This is a genomic window from Winogradskyella costae, from assembly GCF_013403865.1.
Lineage (GTDB): Bacteria > Bacteroidota > Bacteroidia > Flavobacteriales > Flavobacteriaceae > Winogradskyella > Winogradskyella costae.
Genome location: NZ_JABFDK010000003.1, coordinates 131,985 through 148,094 on the forward strand (window position 1 = coordinate 131,985; position 16,110 = coordinate 148,094).

The 16,110-nt window shown below is 31.8% G+C and carries 16 protein-coding genes and 1 pseudogene; 13 read left to right on the forward strand and 4 right to left on the reverse strand.

The window, feature by feature from the left end; genetic code table 11:
- Positions 1-18: 18 nt before the first annotated feature.
- From HM986_RS09375 to HM986_RS17880, 11 genes and pseudogenes are all read left to right on the forward strand, one after another.
- Positions 19-2,052: a VWA domain-containing protein gene (locus HM986_RS09375; protein WP_179334831.1), complete on the forward strand. Its 2,034-nt coding sequence runs from the start codon at positions 19-21 to the stop codon at positions 2,050-2,052.
- Between the two features lie 10 nt (positions 2,053-2,062).
- Entirely contained in the window at positions 2,063-2,878 is an 816-nt protein-coding gene (locus HM986_RS09380) for a prohibitin family protein (RefSeq protein WP_179334832.1), read from the forward strand.
- A 268-nt stretch (positions 2,879-3,146) separates the two neighbouring features.
- Positions 3,147-4,004, forward strand: a complete 858-nt coding sequence (gene hisG / locus HM986_RS09385) for an ATP phosphoribosyltransferase (RefSeq protein ID WP_179334833.1) — start codon at positions 3,147-3,149, stop codon at positions 4,002-4,004.
- Between the two features lie 16 nt (positions 4,005-4,020).
- Positions 4,021-5,307 (forward strand): histidinol dehydrogenase, encoded by a 1,287-nt coding sequence (gene hisD / locus HM986_RS09390; protein ID WP_179334834.1) that lies wholly within the window; start codon positions 4,021-4,023, stop codon positions 5,305-5,307.
- Between the two features lie 58 nt (positions 5,308-5,365).
- Positions 5,366-6,412 (forward strand): histidinol-phosphate transaminase, encoded by a 1,047-nt coding sequence (gene hisC, locus HM986_RS09395; RefSeq protein WP_179334835.1) that lies wholly within the window; start codon positions 5,366-5,368, stop codon positions 6,410-6,412.
- A gap of 89 nt (positions 6,413-6,501) precedes the next feature.
- A complete protein-coding gene (gene hisB, locus HM986_RS09400) occupies positions 6,502-7,635 on the forward strand; it encodes a bifunctional histidinol-phosphatase/imidazoleglycerol-phosphate dehydratase HisB (protein WP_179334836.1) in 1,134 nt (377 codons plus the stop codon).
- A 58-nt stretch (positions 7,636-7,693) separates the two neighbouring features.
- On the forward strand, positions 7,694-8,275 hold the full coding sequence (gene hisH, locus HM986_RS09405; protein WP_179334837.1) for an imidazole glycerol phosphate synthase subunit HisH: 582 nt from the start codon (positions 7,694-7,696) through the stop codon (positions 8,273-8,275).
- Positions 8,276-8,345: 70 nt separating this feature from the next.
- The gene (hisA, locus tag HM986_RS09410) at positions 8,346-9,080 is read left to right on the forward strand and encodes a 1-(5-phosphoribosyl)-5-[(5-phosphoribosylamino)methylideneamino]imidazole-4-carboxamide isomerase (RefSeq protein WP_179334838.1); all 735 of its coding nucleotides are present in this window, start codon (positions 8,346-8,348) and stop codon (positions 9,078-9,080) included.
- Between the two features lie 68 nt (positions 9,081-9,148).
- Positions 9,149-9,904 (forward strand): imidazole glycerol phosphate synthase subunit HisF, encoded by a 756-nt coding sequence (gene hisF / locus HM986_RS09415; RefSeq protein WP_179334839.1) that lies wholly within the window; start codon positions 9,149-9,151, stop codon positions 9,902-9,904.
- A gap of 57 nt (positions 9,905-9,961) precedes the next feature.
- The gene (hisIE, locus tag HM986_RS09420; protein WP_179334840.1) at positions 9,962-10,561 is read left to right on the forward strand and encodes a bifunctional phosphoribosyl-AMP cyclohydrolase/phosphoribosyl-ATP diphosphatase HisIE; all 600 of its coding nucleotides are present in this window, start codon (positions 9,962-9,964) and stop codon (positions 10,559-10,561) included.
- 172 nt (positions 10,562-10,733) lie between these two features.
- Positions 10,734-10,844 (forward strand): annotated as a pseudogene (locus tag HM986_RS17880) (T9SS type A sorting domain-containing protein); the annotation flags it as partial.
- Positions 10,845-10,940: 96 nt separating this feature from the next.
- Here HM986_RS17880 and HM986_RS09430 read toward each other — a convergent pair.
- From HM986_RS09430 to HM986_RS09440, 3 genes are all read right to left on the reverse strand, one after another.
- The gene (locus HM986_RS09430) at positions 10,941-11,888 is read right to left on the reverse strand and encodes a DUF5694 domain-containing protein (protein WP_179334841.1); all 948 of its coding nucleotides are present in this window, start codon (positions 11,886-11,888) and stop codon (positions 10,941-10,943) included.
- A gap of 95 nt (positions 11,889-11,983) precedes the next feature.
- Entirely contained in the window at positions 11,984-12,775 is a 792-nt protein-coding gene (locus HM986_RS09435; protein ID WP_179319885.1) for a LytTR family DNA-binding domain-containing protein, read from the reverse strand.
- Positions 12,776-12,780: 5 nt separating this feature from the next.
- A complete protein-coding gene (locus HM986_RS09440; protein WP_179334842.1) occupies positions 12,781-13,440 on the reverse strand; it encodes a hypothetical protein in 660 nt (219 codons plus the stop codon).
- 110 nt (positions 13,441-13,550) lie between these two features.
- Between HM986_RS09440 and truA the strand changes: the two genes are divergently transcribed.
- The gene (truA, locus tag HM986_RS09445; RefSeq protein ID WP_179334843.1) at positions 13,551-14,336 is read left to right on the forward strand and encodes a tRNA pseudouridine(38-40) synthase TruA; all 786 of its coding nucleotides are present in this window, start codon (positions 13,551-13,553) and stop codon (positions 14,334-14,336) included.
- A 246-nt stretch (positions 14,337-14,582) separates the two neighbouring features.
- Here truA and HM986_RS09450 read toward each other — a convergent pair whose 3' ends face one another.
- Complete coding sequence (locus HM986_RS09450; RefSeq protein WP_115808801.1) at positions 14,583-14,804, reverse strand: hypothetical protein; 222 nt, start codon at positions 14,802-14,804, stop codon at positions 14,583-14,585.
- 336 nt (positions 14,805-15,140) lie between these two features.
- Between HM986_RS09450 and HM986_RS09455 the strand changes: the two genes are divergently transcribed.
- Complete coding sequence (locus HM986_RS09455; RefSeq protein WP_179334844.1) at positions 15,141-16,040, forward strand: mechanosensitive ion channel family protein; 900 nt, start codon at positions 15,141-15,143, stop codon at positions 16,038-16,040.
- The last annotated feature ends 70 nt before the right edge of the window (positions 16,041-16,110 follow it).

Consider the following 16,110-nt stretch of genomic DNA (forward strand, 5'->3'; position numbering starts at 1 on the left):
AGTTATTATGAGTTTTTAATGGATAAACTAACAATTATATACATAACGATTGCTGCAATAACAGCGCTTTTACTAGCGCTGTTTCAGTATTTATATAAATCTAAATTAAAGTCGAATCTTAAATACGTGCTTACAGCATTAAGAACGATTTCAATTTTCGGAATTTTACTATTATTAATTAATCCGAAGTTTGAATCTTTTACTTATTTCGACGAAAAACCAACATTAGTTGTTGCTGTTGATAATTCGGAATCCGTTTCGTATCTAAAGCAAGAGCAACAGGCTAGGGAAGTAGTCGATGTTTTAAATACGAATTCAGAATTAAAAGAGCGTTTTGATATTCAAACCTATAGTTTTGGAAAATCAGTTGCAGTCTTCGATAGTTTAAATTTTAATGAGCGTCAATCTAATTTGGCCTTAGCTTTAAAGCAATTTGGTGAAGTATATGCTAATCAAACCGCTCCCATTGTTATTGTGAGTGACGGAAATCAAACCTATGGTTCAGATTATAGCTATACAGCCAAAGGGGTGAAGCAGCCTATTTATCCGATTATACTTGGTGATTCTACAGTATATTCTGACCTAAGTATAAAACAACTGAATGTAAATAGGTATGTATATCTCAAGAATAAGTTTCCTATTGAGATCATTGCTAATTACAGTGGTAATGATCCCATTACTACAGAGTTGAAAATTTGGTCTGGTAATGCTGAAGTCTTTAGAAAAACACTTCAGTTTAATGCATTAAAATCTTCTGAAATTATTTCAACCGCGTTAATGGCAAATAGTGTTGGTGTAAAAACTTACAGAGTTGAGTTGGTGGCTTTAGATAATGAAAAAAACACTGTCAATAACATTAAGAATTTTGGTGTAGAAGTTATCGATCAGAAAACAAATATTGCTTTGGTTTATGATCGTTTACATCCAGATTTAGGTGCTTTAAAAAAGGCTATTGAAAGTAATGAACAACGCAATGTCTCTATATTTAAACCTAAGGACATTATAAATAAAATTAATGACTATCAATTAGTTATATTGTATCAGCCAAATAATAACTTTAATTCAATACTTAAAAAAATTGAAGAACAGAAAATAAATACATTCATTATTTCCGGTGCAACAACTGATTGGAATTTGTTGAATCAGACTCAAGGATATTTCAAACAAAAAATAACCAATCAAACTGAAAATTTTCAACCAAGTTTAAATCAAAACTATGGCACGTTTATCGTTGAAAATTTGAATTTCAATAGTTTCCCTCCTTTAAAATCTGAATTTGGAACACTTCAAATTACAGTGCCGCATGAAACATTATTGTATAGAACGATAAATGGAATTACAACTGAAGATATATTGTTAGCTACATTCGAAGCCGATGCTACAAAACATGCTATCTTAAATGGTGAAGATGTATGGCGTTGGCGAGCACAATCCTTTATAAATACAGGTAGTTTTAATGGGTTTGATGAATTTATCAATAAACTGGTGCAATATCTAAGTTCTAACAAAAAAAGGAAACGTATTAATATCGATTACAAATCCTTCTATAACGGTAATGATGATGTTATAATCTCAGCACAATATTTCAACAAAAATTTTGAGTTTGATAATTTAGCTTCATTGAGTATTGTACTAAATAATAAGGATGATGATACGACTAAAGAAGTTCCTCTCTTATTAAATAATGGTAATTACACGGTAGATTTAGGTGGTATTAATGCTGGTTTGTATAATTTTACAATTAAGCATAATACAGAATCAATCTCGGCTTCTGGAAGCTTTCAAATTTTAGAATACAATGTAGAACAGCAATTCTTAAATGCTGACATTACCAAATTAAAAATCATTGCTAATACGAGTAATGGATCTGCATATTTTCCATCTCAAATCGATAACTTAATTAGTGGTTTAATTAGTGATAATCGGTATAAAACCATACAAAAAGGCACTAAAAATATTGTACCTTTGATAGATTGGAAATATCTACTTGGTTTAATCGCTTTAAGCCTTTTTATTGAGTGGTTTATTAGGAAATATAACGGATTAATTTAAAAAGAATAGAATGGAGAAATTACCAAAGATTGGATTACCGATTTTAATCGGAGTTGTACTTTTAATTATTGTTTTAGCAAAATCTGCTGTTACGCTAGATTCGGGTCATGCTGGTGTTTTATATGAAACACTTAGTGATGGTGTAGATCCAGAAAAAGTACCATTAGGTCCAGGTTTTCATGTTATTGCTCCATGGAATAGAGTCATCGATTATGAAACGCGTCAACAAGAAGTTGCAGAAAAAATGGCAGTACTATCTTCTAATGGTTTGGATATTAAATTAGACGCCTCTATTCTATACCAGCCCGATGTTAAGAGTTTAGGGAAATTACATAATCAAAAAGGTGAAGATTATTTAAGTCGTGTGCTTCAGCCAGCGATTAGAAGTGCAGCAAGAAGTGTTGTTGGTAGATACACACCTGAGCAGTTGTACTCTAGTAAAAGAGATGCGATTCAAGAAGAAATCTATGAGGAAACTAAAAAATTAGTAGAACCACAGTATATTCAACTTAATGATATTTTAATTAGAGATGTTACTTTACCTCCTACAATTAAAGAAGCTATTGAACGTAAATTAAGACAAGAGCAAGAATCTTTAGAGTATGAATTTAGACTTGAAAGTGCTAGAAAAGAAGCAGAAAAAGTAATCATTGACGCACAAGGTAAAGCAGATGCTAACCGTATTTTAAGTGCTTCACTAACAGATAAAATTCTTCAAGATAAAGGTATTGAAGCGACAGTAAAGCTTTCAGAATCGCCAAATAGTAAAACGATTATTATTGGTTCTGGTGATAGTGGCTTACCGATTATCTTAGGAAATCAATAATAAAAGAAACGAATTCTACTAATATGTTAAAAATTTGTTTTCTTTGAATTAAAATTAGGATTACTAAAATTAAATTAACAATATTTGTAGTAACAATTAGAAACATGACAACTATTCAATTTCATCATCATTTTCATACTAGCAATCAAGCGAGGTGAATCTGTATTGAATAAAATCAAAATATATTTTAAAAACCCGTTTGAGCAATCAGATGGGTTTTTTGTTTTATAAATTCAAGCTGAAGTCTTAGACATAATTCAAATTAAAAATGAGTAAATTAAAAATTGCCGTACAAAAATCGGGTCGACTTAATGAAGACTCAATGAAAATTTTAAAAGAAATTGGTATTTCTGTGGATAATGGTAAAGATCAGCTTAAAGCTTCAGCACGTAATTTTCCATTAGAAGTATTTTATTTAAGAAATGGAGATATTCCACAATACTTAAGAGATGGAGTCGTAGATGCAGCTATTATTGGTGAAAATGTCTTAATTGAAAAAGGAAACGATCTTAAAATTGTAGAACGCTTAGGGTTTTCAAAATGTAAAGTGTCTATTGCGGTACCAAAATCTTCAAAAGCAAAAAGTTTAAAGGATTTAGGTGGCAAACGCATTGCAACATCGTATCCAAATACGGTGAATCAATTTTTAGAAAAAGCAGGGGTAAAAGCAAACTTACACATTATTAATGGGTCTGTTGAAATTGCACCAAACATCGGACTTGCAGACGGTATCTGTGATATTGTATCGAGTGGAAGTACCCTTTTCAAAAATGGCTTAAAAGAAATTGAAGTCCTTTTGAAATCTGAAGCTGTTTTGGCAACGTCACCTATGATTTCTGATGAAAATCAAGCCTTGATCGATAAACTTCAATTCCGATTAAAATCAGTTTTAAAAGGAAGAGAAAGCAAATATATTTTATTAAATGCACCAAACGATAAACTCGATGAAATTATAAGAATCCTACCAGGAATGAACAGTCCGTCTATTTTGCCATTGGCAAGAGAGGGTTGGAGTTCTATGCACTCAGTAATAGACAAAAATGATTTTTGGAATATTATTGACGAATTGAAAGCGAATGGTGCAGAAGGTATTTTAGTTTGCCCAATTGAAAATATGGTACTTTAATAATTTTAGTTAGGTTATGAAATTATATACAAATCCAGATCAATCAGTTTGGTCCGAAATATTAAAAAGACCAACACAAACGGTTGCAGATATTGAAGCTGTTGTGAATGAGGTTTTTAACGATGTTTCTAAAAATGGAGACAAAGCTATAGAAAAGTACACATCAAAATTTGATGGTGTAGCATTAGAAGACACTATTGTTTCTGAATTAGAAATTGAAAAAGCTATTGCTGATGTTTCAGAAGCTTTAAAAACAGCTATTACTTTAGCAAAATCAAATATTGAAACTTTTCATAAAGCTCAAAAAACAGATAAAGTTTTTGTAGAAACGATGTCTGGTGTAGAATGCTGGCAAGAGAAACGTCCTATTCAAAAAGTCGGACTCTATATTCCAGGGGGAACAGCACCTTTATTTTCAACAGTATTAATGTTGGCTGTTCCTGCTCAAATAGCAGGATGCAAAGAAATTGTCTTGTGCTCACCACCTAATAAAGAAGGAAAAATTGCTAATGAGATTTTATATGCAGCAAACCTTTGTGGTGTCACAAAAATTGTAAAAGTAGGAGGTATCCAAGCTATTGCTGGGTTAACTTTCGGAACCGATACAATTCCTCAGGTTTACAAAATATTTGGTCCAGGAAATCAGTTTGTAACCGTTGCCAAGCAATTAGCGACTAAATATGGTGTAGCGATAGATATGCCTGCAGGGCCAAGTGAGTTGTTGGTAATGGCAGATGATTCTGCAAATGCAGCTTTTGTGGCTTCAGATTTATTGAGTCAAGCAGAACACGGTAGTGATAGTCAGGTGATTTTAGTTTCAACATCTAAAGCTTTTGCGGATCAGGTTTTGGTTGAAGTTAAAAATCAACTCGCTTTTTTACCAAGAAAAGCCATGGCCGAAAAAGCGATAGCCAATTCTAAATCTATAGTTGTCGATTCTAATGCCACAGCGATTGACTTAATTAACGACTATGGTCCAGAGCATTTTATCGTAGCTACAACCGATAATGATTTTTTTGTAGATAATATAAGCAATGCAGGTTCTGTATTTATCGGGAATTATACACCAGAAAGTGCAGGAGATTATGCTTCTGGTACGAACCATACATTACCAACAAACGGATTTTCTAAAGCGTATTCTGGAGTTAACTTAGATAGTTTTCAAAAAAGCATGACGTTTCAAAAAATTTCTAAAGAAGGGATTCAAAATATCGGACATGCGATAGAGTTAATGGCTGAAGCTGAAGGTTTACAAGCCCATAAAAATGCGGTAACTTTAAGATTAAAGGAATTAAAAAAATAATTTAACGTCACTTCGAGTGATTTCGAGGTAGGAGAAATTGTATTGAGAAGCAATTAAAATGAAAAATTTCAACTTAAATAATCTCATCAGAGATAACATTAAATCCATCAAGCCTTATTCTTCAGCAAGAGATGAATATAAGGATATTACTGACGGTATGGTTTTTATTGATGCCAATGAAAATCCTTTTAATACGGATGTGAATCGGTATCCAGATCCTCAACAAACCAATGTTAAAGAGCGTTTATCTGAATTGAAACGTATCCCAACAAACAAAATTTTGTTAGGAAATGGGAGTGACGAAGTTTTAGATTTGATTTTTAGAGCTTTTTGTGAGCCTAATCGCGATAAAATTATCACATTGCCACCAACGTATGGTATGTACGATGTTTTAGCGAATCTAAATGCGGTTGAAAATATAGAAGTTGAATTGCAGAAAGATTTTCAACCTAACATGGATGAAATATCGAGAGCAGTACAAACGCATACAAAACTCTTGTTTTTATGTTCACCAAACAATCCTACAGCCAATAGTTTTGATGCGAAAAAGATTGAAGAATTAATTCGTGATTTTGAAGGTCTTGTGATTATTGATGAAGCCTATATTGATTTTTCAGCAGAAGACAGTTGGTTAAGTCGACTAGAAGAGTTTCCTAATTTAATAATTACACAAACCTTATCTAAAGCTTATGGTTTAGCAGGGATTCGTTTAGGGATTTGCTATGCTTCTCAAGAAATTATCGCGGTTTTAAATAAAATCAAACCGCCTTATAATATCAATCAACTCACGCAAATTAAAGCCTTAGAGCGTTTAAATGCGACATTAGTTGTAGATAATGAAGTAAAAAGCATTATTCTAGAAAGAGGGATATTAAATGAAGCCTTAAAAACTATCGATTTTGTAACGGAAGTTTATCCTTCTGATGCCAACTTTATATTAGCAAAAGTAGATGATGCTAATAAACGCTATCAACAGTTGGTAGAAAAAGGAATTGTAGTTCGTAATAGAACCAATCAACCGTTGTGCGAAAATTGTTTACGATTTTCAGTAGGTACAAAAGAAGAGAATGAGACGTTAATTCAAACATTAATTCAATTATCGTAATTTTTGTCATTCCGTACTTGATGCGGAATTTACAAATATATTATTAATCTAAAATTAGATTTCTGCCAATGCAGGAATGAAAGTAACATATGAAACCAGTATTATTCATAGACAGAGACGGAACTTTAATTAAAGAACCTGCAGACGAACAAATTGATGGGTTCGAAAAATTAGAATTCTATCCAAAAGTATTTCAATATTTAAGCAAAATAGCTAAAGAATTGAATTTCGAAATCGTAATGATTACCAACCAAGATGGTTTGGGGACCGATGTATATCCTGAAAATACGTTTTGGCCCGTTCATAATTTCATTCTAAAAACTTTTGAAGGGGAAGGTGTTGTTTTTAAAGAACAATTTATGGATCGAACGTTTGCAAAAGACAATGCGCCTACACGAAAACCAAATACAGGTTTATTAACCAAGTATTTTTCGGAACCTTATGATCTAAAGAATTCATTTGTTATTGGAGATAGACTTACAGATGTTGAATTAGCGAAAAACCTTGGAGCTAAGGGGATTTTTATTAATGATAATACCAATTTAGGAACTGATGAAGTTACCGTTAGCAATAAGGATTTGGAAGAATTTATAGCTTTAGAAACAAACGATTGGGAAGTGATTTATAAGTTTCTCAAAACTACAGAACGCGTGGGAAGTATTGAAAGAAATACCAATGAAACTAAAATTAAGATCGATTTAAATCTTGATGGCACAGGGAAAAGTAATATTGATACCGGAATTGCATTTTTCGATCATATGCTCGATCAGATTTCTCGTCATGGTCAACTCGATTTAAATATTAAAGTTGATGGGGATTTAGAAGTTGATGAACACCACACTATTGAAGATACAGCTATTGCTTTAGGTGAATTGTTTGCGACAACTTTAGGTAATAAATTAGGTATTGAACGTTACGGATTCTCTTTACCTATGGACGATTGTTTAGCACAAGTTGGTATTGATTTTGGCGGTCGTAATTGGCTTGTTTGGGAGGCTGAATTTAAACGTGAAATGATTGGTAAAATGCCAACAGAAATGTTTTTTCACTTTTTTAAATCGTTTACAGACGGCGCAAAGTGTAACCTAAATATTAAAGTAGAAGGTAATAACGAACATCATAAAATTGAAGCCATTTTTAAAGCCTTTGCTAAAGCGATTAAAATGGCGGTAAAGCAAGATGTAGAAAAAATGATTTTACCATCAACAAAAGGAATGCTGTAAAGCCTTTAGCTGTTAGCCATTTACTAATAGCCAAAAGCCAAAAGCTAAAAGCAGAAAAATGAAACTATCAATAGTAAATTACGGAGCAGGAAACATTAAAAGCATACAATTTGCTTTTCAACGTTTAGGCTATGATGCAATTTTAACCGATAATCCAGAAGAAATTAGAACATCAGATAAAGTGATTTTCCCTGGAGTTGGTGAAGCAAGTTCTGCCATGATTAAATTAAGACAAAGTGGGTTAGATCAATTAATTCCAACGTTAAAACAACCTGTTTTAGGGATTTGTTTAGGCATGCAATTAATGTGTAAGCACTCTGAAGAAGGTGATACACAGGGTTTAGGGATTTTTGATGTGAATGTCAAGCGATTTTCTAATCATGTAAAAGTGCCTCAAATGGGGTGGAATACTATCTCTAATCTTAAATCCGATTTGTTTAAAGCTATTAATGAAAAGGAATACATGTATCTTGTGCATAGTTATTACGCTGAGCAATGTGGTGAATCTATTGCAACATCAGATTATGAATTAGAATATGCTTCTGCATTAGAGAATGACAACTTTTTTGGTGTACAATTTCATCCAGAAAAGAGTAGTAAAGCAGGAGAACAATTATTAAAGAATTTTTTAAAATTATAAAAATAACTTTTCGTTTTTATCTATTAGTCTTCGGCTAATGACTAGAAACTAAAGGTTAAAAGCCAAATACATGAGAATTATACCAGCTATAGATATTATTGACGGAAAATGTGTGCGTTTAACCAAAGGAGATTACGACACTAAAAAAATATATAACGAAAACCCACTTGAAGTAGCAAAAGCATTTGAAGATTCAGGTATTGAATATTTACACTTAGTCGATTTGGATGGTGCTAAAGCAAAGCATATTGTTAATTATAAAGTATTAGAACTTATTGCATCAAAAACAAAATTAAAGATTGATTTTGGAGGTGGTTTAAAATCCAACCAAGACCTAAATATCGCTTTTAATTCTGGTGCAAGACAAATTACAGGTGGCAGTATTGCGGTTAGTGACCGTGAAACATTTGAAGGATGGTTATCTAAATATGGACCACAGAAAATCATTTTAGGAGCCGACAGCAACGATGGTAAAATAGCCATAAACGGTTGGCAAGATAATAGTAAAGAAGAAGTTATTTCGTTTATAAAAGACTATCAAAGAAAACAGATTAAGTACGTTATTTGTACAGATATTTCAAAAGATGGCATGCTTGAAGGACCTTCAATTGAACTCTATAAAAATATTATTGATGCTTGCAGTAACAGTAGCGGTGCTCAATCTATAAGTCTTATAGCTTCTGGAGGAGTCTCAGGGATTAATGATTTAGAATTGTTAAAAGACATCGGCTGTGAAGGTGTTATCATTGGGAAAGCCATTTATGAGAACAGAATAAGTTTAAAGGAATTGGAACGATTTATATAAAATAGCAATTAGACCTTTGCCGTTAGCTTTTGGCTAATGTCTAAAGGCTAATTCCTAAAAGCCAAAGTATGTTAACAAAACGAATAGTCCCTTGTTTAGATATTAAAAACGGAAGAACTGTAAAAGGTGTCAACTTTGTAGATTTAAGAGATGCTGGGGACCCTGTAGTATTAGCAAAGCAATATGCCGATTTAGGAGCAGATGAATTGGTGTTCTTAGACATCGCTGCCACCTTAGAAAATCGTAAAACCATGCACGATATGGTTTTGAAAGTGGCGGAACAAGTCAATATTCCATTTACAGTAGGTGGTGGAATTTCGTCTGTAGAAGATGTTGACGATTTATTACACTGTGGTGCAGATAAAGTCTCTATTAATTCTTCGGCGGTAAAACGACCAGAATTAATTAATGAACTTTCGGATAAATTTGGAAGTCAATGTGTAGTTGTTGCTATTGATGCTAAAGAAGTTGATGGGGAGTGGCTTGTACATTTAGCGGGAGGAACTATTCCAACTGCATTAAATTTATTCGATTGGGCGAAAGAAGTCGAGCAACGTGGAGCAGGCGAAATTTTATTTACATCTATGAATCATGATGGTACCAAAGCTGGTTTTGCAAATGAAGCCTTGTCTAAATTGTCAGATTTAGTAAATATTCCGATTATAGCTTCTGGTGGTGCCGGAACTATTCAACATTTTGTAGATACTTTTAAAGACGGAAAAGCAGATGCTGCATTGGCTGCTAGTGTATTTCACTTTGGCGAAATTCCAATATTAGAATTAAAAGAAGAGTTAAGAATAAAGGGCATACCTGTAAGACTATAGCAAAAACATCTTATAATCACCCGAATAAAATAGTCGATGAGACTAAATAAATATATTATGAACGTAGATTTCAATAAAAATCCAGACGGATTAGTGCCTGCTGTTATTCAAGATAATAGTACAGAAAAAGTATTAATGTTAGGTTACATGAATGCTGAAGCGCTCAAAAAAACATTAGAGTCTAACTTAGTTACTTTTTTTAGTAGAACAAAGCAACGTCTTTGGACTAAAGGAGAAGAAAGCGGGAATGTTTTAAATTTAGTAGATATTAAATTAGATTGCGATAGTGATTCTTTATTAATAAAAGTAAACCCTAAAGGCCCAACATGTCATAAAGGAACTGATACGTGTTGGAACCAAGATAATGTAGCATCTTATGGTTTTATTTCTGAATTAGAGAGCACCATTGAATCTCGTATAAATGCTGCTGATTCAGAAAAATCTTATGTTGCATCTTTATTTGCAAAGGGGATTAATAAGATCGCTCAAAAAGTAGGGGAAGAGGCTGTAGAAGTTGTTATTGAAGCAAAAGACGATAATGATCACCTATTTTTAGAAGAAAGTGCAGATTTATTATTTCACTACCTAATGTTATTGCAAGCTAAAGGTTTTAAAATTAACGATGTAGTGTCAGTACTTCAGGGAAGAGTATCTTAAGAAGTTCGGTGTGGCAGCTTCAGGAGGATTTGAATTAATTACAGATTTCTTTTTTAATAGTAATACAACTGAAGGTATAGATTGAGGATATTACGGTCAATTAAAAAATAATACTGAAGCTAAATTATTCGATGTGAATGGTCGGCTTGTTTAAAAAAATGTTTCAAATTCTAGCCATAAGAAGCAATCAATTGATTTGAGTCAATTGAGTTCTGGAGTGTATATTGTAAAATTAAGCAATTCTACTACTGAAAGACGAATTGAAAAATTAATAATTAGATAATTCTTATATCTGTAAAAAAAAAAACTACTATTATTAGAAACAGCCATAATTGTAAAATTATGGCTGTTTTGTTTATGCGGTAATATTTAAGAAAGTTTATTCACCAGCAAGCACAATTTTTAATTCAGGATAATTAGCTTGTAATTCTTTTTGTAATCCTATAACATGAGAGGCTCCAACAATAACAATATTCCGTTCTGAATCTGATGACACGACTTGTTCTCCTATGTTTTTTGCCATTCGCATATTGCGTTCATTCCAATAACGTTCACCTTCAGTACAACCTTCAGTTTGCACTGCAACGTATGTAAAAGAACTCGATTTATGTAATTGCTCTAAGGATTTTATTTTATTGGTATGTTTTCCTAATCCTCTAAAAATAGCAGGAATAATAGCAGAATTGTAAGCCTTCTTATTTAGTTTAACATTAATAGCATTATTACGGTTTGCCTGTCCTTCTTTGCTGCATTTAGACCAAGCATCATGATATTCACCATTGGTTTGTTGGTCGTCCATTGAAGTTAGTCGTTTTATCTCTTTATTTAAAGCGAGTTTAAAAGTTAAGTCTCCGTCTTCATGTCGTGTTGGTTTTTTAGAGCCATCTATTCCATACTTTTTAATATAAGTGTAGAATTCATGATTGGCATTATCTCTATGGTAAGCAAAAGATGTAATCATAAAATCTAAATCTTCAGAAGTCATGTCGGAAAATGATTTTTCTAAAATAGCATTGTATTTTTCAATATTTGGAGTAAAAACCTGTTGAATAGAATCTGACAAATAATAAAAGGCTTTGTAGTTTTTAGACCAACCTTCTTTTAAGTAGTCCCAACTCAAGGAGTCATTACTACGTGGACTTTCAACATAGATTGCTGTAGGATTATATTTTTTAGCACGTCTTAACATGGGTTTGTAACTGTTCTTTACAATATTTGGAACCGTATGCATGGTGCCTACAATTAAGATTTCTTTTTGAGCTTCTTGAGCGTTTCCATTTAATGTTGAAATAAATAATACGATGATTAAAGTGAATAGCGTTCTCATAGTTAATGCGTTTTAGTGTTAAACTTTCTTGAAGCAAACTTACATTTGAAAATGCTATTAATACAGTATTAATAGGTGTTTGGGGTGAAATGACCTTAGTTTGTGGTGGAATTAATCATCGTTTTTATATGAGTCTTATACGTTTTGGAAATGGGTACCTCTACATGATGATTAAGGATTACCAAAAGCTTTCCATTTTCAGTTTTCCAACGTTGAAAATGAAAAGGATTAATAAGATAAGAGCGATGTGCACGAAGTAATTCTGGAAATTCCTCTGCAATAACTGATAGCTTATTTCTAATTAATGTTTTCTTTAAGCTAGGGCCTGAGAGGTGAAAAACTTCAATATAATTGTCTGACGATTGAATGCTAATCACGTCATTTAATTGTAAACGTAATCCTTCATAATTACCTTCTCCTTTAATTTCAATTTTTTGATCGTCTATTTGCTTTTCATAATATTTTCCGAAACTAAAACGTCCAATTAATATAATTGGCAAAATTGTAGCTACTGCAGGTAGTAAAATTGCAGTAAGCATATATCCTAAAGTGTAGGGGTTAGGTTCATTAGCTACCACTATATATAAATAATAACAGCGTGCAATTAGGATAGATACTATTGAAAAGGTGAGTATAAAAACAAGTTCGCTTAAAACCATCCATTGCTTTTTCAACCTCTGATATAAATAGGTTTGAAATGGTAAAAAGAGCAAATAACAAAAGCCGGCAACTAAACCGTAGCCAGGTAAGTAAATAAGTTTTTCATTAGTAGACAATTGATTGACGTCGAGCGGTTCTGTGAAGTATAAAAATACAAATACCCAAATTGCCAATAGTAAACTAATTATCACATGGTGTTTAATTAAAGGATCAAACGGATATTTCATAGGATTTATTCTTCTAAGCTTTTCATTAAATAATGATAACCATAGTAACGACAAGAACCATTGTTGGCACTTACAAACTCATTACTAGTTGAATTTAAAAATAAATAATTTTCAGTATTAGTACAATAATAGTCGCTTAAGTCTAGGTTGTAAACTTCAAATTCAAACTCGCGTAAACGTCTAACTTGATTGGCATTCAGTTTTTTATTCTTGTGATAATTTGTGTTGATGTAATATTCAGATTCTTTTTTATATAATTCTAATTTTGTAATATAAGATAAGAAACAGCCAGAGCTATTTGTGTAAAGATTAAGTATTTCATTTTCTTTTAATGCATCGACAAGCAAACAACATTTGGTGTCTTTAATTAAAGAATAATCTAATGAATCTTGATAAAAAATGACTTTAGTATTTTTACTATTTATTGTAAAGTCAATGTTGTTTTCTTGTTTGTAAAATGTAGAATAAACCAATTTGTAAGGTCCAAAAGGTAGTTTAAAATTAGAATCTGTTAGGCGCTTATAATTATAAATTTCAGAGTCGTCAATGGATTCTATGATATAACTTCGATTAAGGTTGAATTCTTCAGGTTTATATTTGATGTATAACTCTTCAATTTCAATTTGACCTTTTTTTATTTTAACCTTTTCCTTTTCGCAATTCATTAAGCTAAAGAAAATGAATAATACGATTAAATTACATCTCATATGATTATAATAATCATAAATATAAGCATTGCTTTTGGAATCGTCAATAAAATTACGTTCTTGTCATTATGTTTGATAAACGCTACTATTATCTTATAAAAATTCAATATTTAGGTTATCGTTTTCATGGTTGGCAAAAGCAACCTGATGTTAAAACGGTACACCTAATGATAGATCGTACTTTAAAATTTATTTTTCAAGATACGCGGTTTAAAACTTTAGGTGCTGGCAGAACAGATGCCATGGTGTCTGCAAATGAAGCCGCTTTAGAGTTATTTGTATATAACGAGCCACTTCAAGATTTCGATGCATTTTTGGATTTATTCAATCTTAATTTGCCTCAAGATATTAGAGCTTTATCTATTGAAGAAGTTGATAAGCAATTTAATATTATTCAAGACTCCAAATTAAAGGAATACCATTATGTATTTTCAGAAGGTCAAAAAAACCACCCATTTTGTGCACCAATTTTAACTACAATTCTTGAGCCGCTTAATGTTGATTTAATGAAACAAGGTGCTAAATTATTTGAAGGCCATCATAATTTTAAAACCTATTGCTATCGCGCTACAGATAAAGGACAATATATAAGGACAATAGAATATTCAGAAATTGTAGACAACGATATATATACAGCCAATTTTTTCCCTGAGAAATCTTATGTATTAAAAGTCGTAGGTAAAGGTTTTATGCGAAACCAAATCCGATTAATGGTTGGCTGCTTAATTAAATTGGGAAGAGGAGACGTTACTTTAGATTATATAGAAGATACTTTGAAAATGGAAAGTACGGAAGTGATGGATTACATTGCACCGGCCTCAGGGCTAATTTTGCATTCTGTAAATTTTGAATAAAAAAAAGGTATTAATTCTATGAATTAATACCTTTTAACAACTTGGTTGGTTATAATTTCTTATAATGAATTAATAACACGCTGCTATTTAAATTCAAAAATTTAAGAATTCATAAATAAAGAGTTTTACCTTCTATTTCATTACATGGAAAAATACAAAATTGATATTTAGTCACTTTTCAATGTAAAATTAAATAATAAAGTGTTAATTTCTAAAAGAGCTTAACGAATAAACAAACTCTAATATTTAATCTGCTACGTGCACTTTAGGCTCTTTGTCTACAAATTTTCCATTGACAGACTCACCTAAAATGATAACTTCTTTAGAGCGTTCGTACATTTTTATAGCACGATGCATCTGTAATTTAGTACCACTGTAAAGTTTTACGCCTGATTTTGAGCCTTTGTTTCTAATCTCAATATAGAAACCGTCCTTTAGTGCTGTTGGTCTTGTTGCTGGTCTACCCATAAATATAATGTCTGTTTTAAAAGTTGTGCATAATAGTAAATATTATACGAACTCACAAGTTTATTCGGAAACAATTATTAACCAAGCTATATTTTATAATTTAGGTCGTTAACGCTTTTGGTATTTATTTCTTTAAAGGTCATTAAAAAGTGATTTGTATTCTAACGATTAATAGGTATTTGCTTTTAGCTAGAAAAGATCATATTTCTATAGATAAAAGCTTGTATTTATAGATTAGTGGATACTGATTAGCGTTAAAACTTATCGGATAATAGCCAATCTTATCTTACTATCTTAGTGATATTTGCAGAGGAAGATAAATAATTCAATACTTATATGACGGAGCAATTCAATACAGCATTAGAAAATTTAGTAGATAAATTAATCGGTTGGTTTAATGCGATAATAGAAAATATACCAAATTTTATTTTAGCAGTTTTAGTAATGATCGCTTCGTATTTTGCGGCAAAATACGTCAGCCGACTCGTTAGAAGGGTTGTTTCTAATCGTATAGAGCAAGATTCTATAAAAAATGCTATGGCTAGAGTAGTAGCTGTATTAGTTGTTGTTTTTGGATTATTTATAGCTTTAGGGGTTTTAAATTTAGGAAAAGCGCTGACATCATTATTAGCAGGTGCAGGGGTTGTAGGTTTAGCAATTGGTTTGGCATTACAAGGAACTATAGCTAATACATTTGCCGGACTTGTGTTATCTTTTAGAAAGAAAATTCAAATTGGAAATTGGGTGGAGACGACCGGATTTGCGGGAGAAGTCATCGATATTAATCTTAAAGATTTTACCCTAAAAGAAGCAGATAATAATATTGTGATAATTCCAAATAAGACAATTTTAGATAATCCCATGAAAAATTATTCGCTTACCACTAAAATGAGAATTTTTCTAGAATGTGGAGTGGGGTATGAGTCTGATTTAGAAAAAGTACAAGAGCTTACTAAATCGGTTATTTCTAAGACCTTCGATCAGGTGAAATCACCCGAAGATGTTGAATTTTACTATACCGAATTTGGAGATAGTTCCATTAATTATTTATGTCGATTTTGGATCGATGCAGATAGTATTCTCGAGAAATTGAGAGCAAAAACAAGGGCTATTATAGAAATTAAAAAAGCCTATGATGCCGAGGGAATTAATATTCCTTTTCCTATTAGAACAGTACAATTTGATAATAAATTAGATATCGGATCTAAAAATCAGAACGCTTCAACCTCTGAGTAATGATCGTAGCTCAACGAAGAGGTTCTATTTTTAATTGAGTTAAAACTCTTAGTATAAGAGCCAATAGTAT

What these genes read in the sequence shown, in the direction of transcription:
- HM986_RS09375 (WP_179334831.1), top strand. Translation starts at nt 19, where the DNA reads ATGGATAAACTAACAATTATATACATAACGATTGCTGCAATAACAGCG.
- HM986_RS09380 (WP_179334832.1), top strand. Translation starts at nt 2,063, where the DNA reads ATGGAGAAATTACCAAAGATTGGATTACCGATTTTAATCGGAGTTGTA.
- hisG (WP_179334833.1), top strand. Translation starts at nt 3,147, where the DNA reads ATGAGTAAATTAAAAATTGCCGTACAAAAATCGGGTCGACTTAATGAA.
- hisD (WP_179334834.1), top strand. Translation starts at nt 4,021, where the DNA reads ATGAAATTATATACAAATCCAGATCAATCAGTTTGGTCCGAAATATTA.
- hisC (WP_179334835.1), top strand. Translation starts at nt 5,366, where the DNA reads ATGAAAAATTTCAACTTAAATAATCTCATCAGAGATAACATTAAATCC.
- hisB (WP_179334836.1), top strand. Translation starts at nt 6,502, where the DNA reads ATGAAACCAGTATTATTCATAGACAGAGACGGAACTTTAATTAAAGAA.
- hisH (WP_179334837.1), top strand. Translation starts at nt 7,694, where the DNA reads ATGAAACTATCAATAGTAAATTACGGAGCAGGAAACATTAAAAGCATA.
- hisA (WP_179334838.1), top strand. Translation starts at nt 8,346, where the DNA reads ATGAGAATTATACCAGCTATAGATATTATTGACGGAAAATGTGTGCGT.
- hisF (WP_179334839.1), top strand. Translation starts at nt 9,149, where the DNA reads ATGTTAACAAAACGAATAGTCCCTTGTTTAGATATTAAAAACGGAAGA.
- hisIE (WP_179334840.1), top strand. Translation starts at nt 9,962, where the DNA reads ATGAACGTAGATTTCAATAAAAATCCAGACGGATTAGTGCCTGCTGTT.
- HM986_RS09430 (WP_179334841.1), bottom strand. Translation starts at nt 11,888, where the DNA reads ATGAGAACGCTATTCACTTTAATCATCGTATTATTTATTTCAACATTA.
- HM986_RS09435 (WP_179319885.1), bottom strand. Translation starts at nt 12,775, where the DNA reads ATGAAATATCCGTTTGATCCTTTAATTAAACACCATGTGATAATTAGT.
- HM986_RS09440 (WP_179334842.1), bottom strand. Translation starts at nt 13,440, where the DNA reads ATGAATTGCGAAAAGGAAAAGGTTAAAATAAAAAAAGGTCAAATTGAA.
- truA (WP_179334843.1), top strand. Translation starts at nt 13,551, where the DNA reads ATGTTTGATAAACGCTACTATTATCTTATAAAAATTCAATATTTAGGT.
- HM986_RS09450 (WP_115808801.1), bottom strand. Translation starts at nt 14,804, where the DNA reads ATGGGTAGACCAGCAACAAGACCAACAGCACTAAAGGACGGTTTCTAT.
- HM986_RS09455 (WP_179334844.1), top strand. Translation starts at nt 15,141, where the DNA reads ATGACGGAGCAATTCAATACAGCATTAGAAAATTTAGTAGATAAATTA.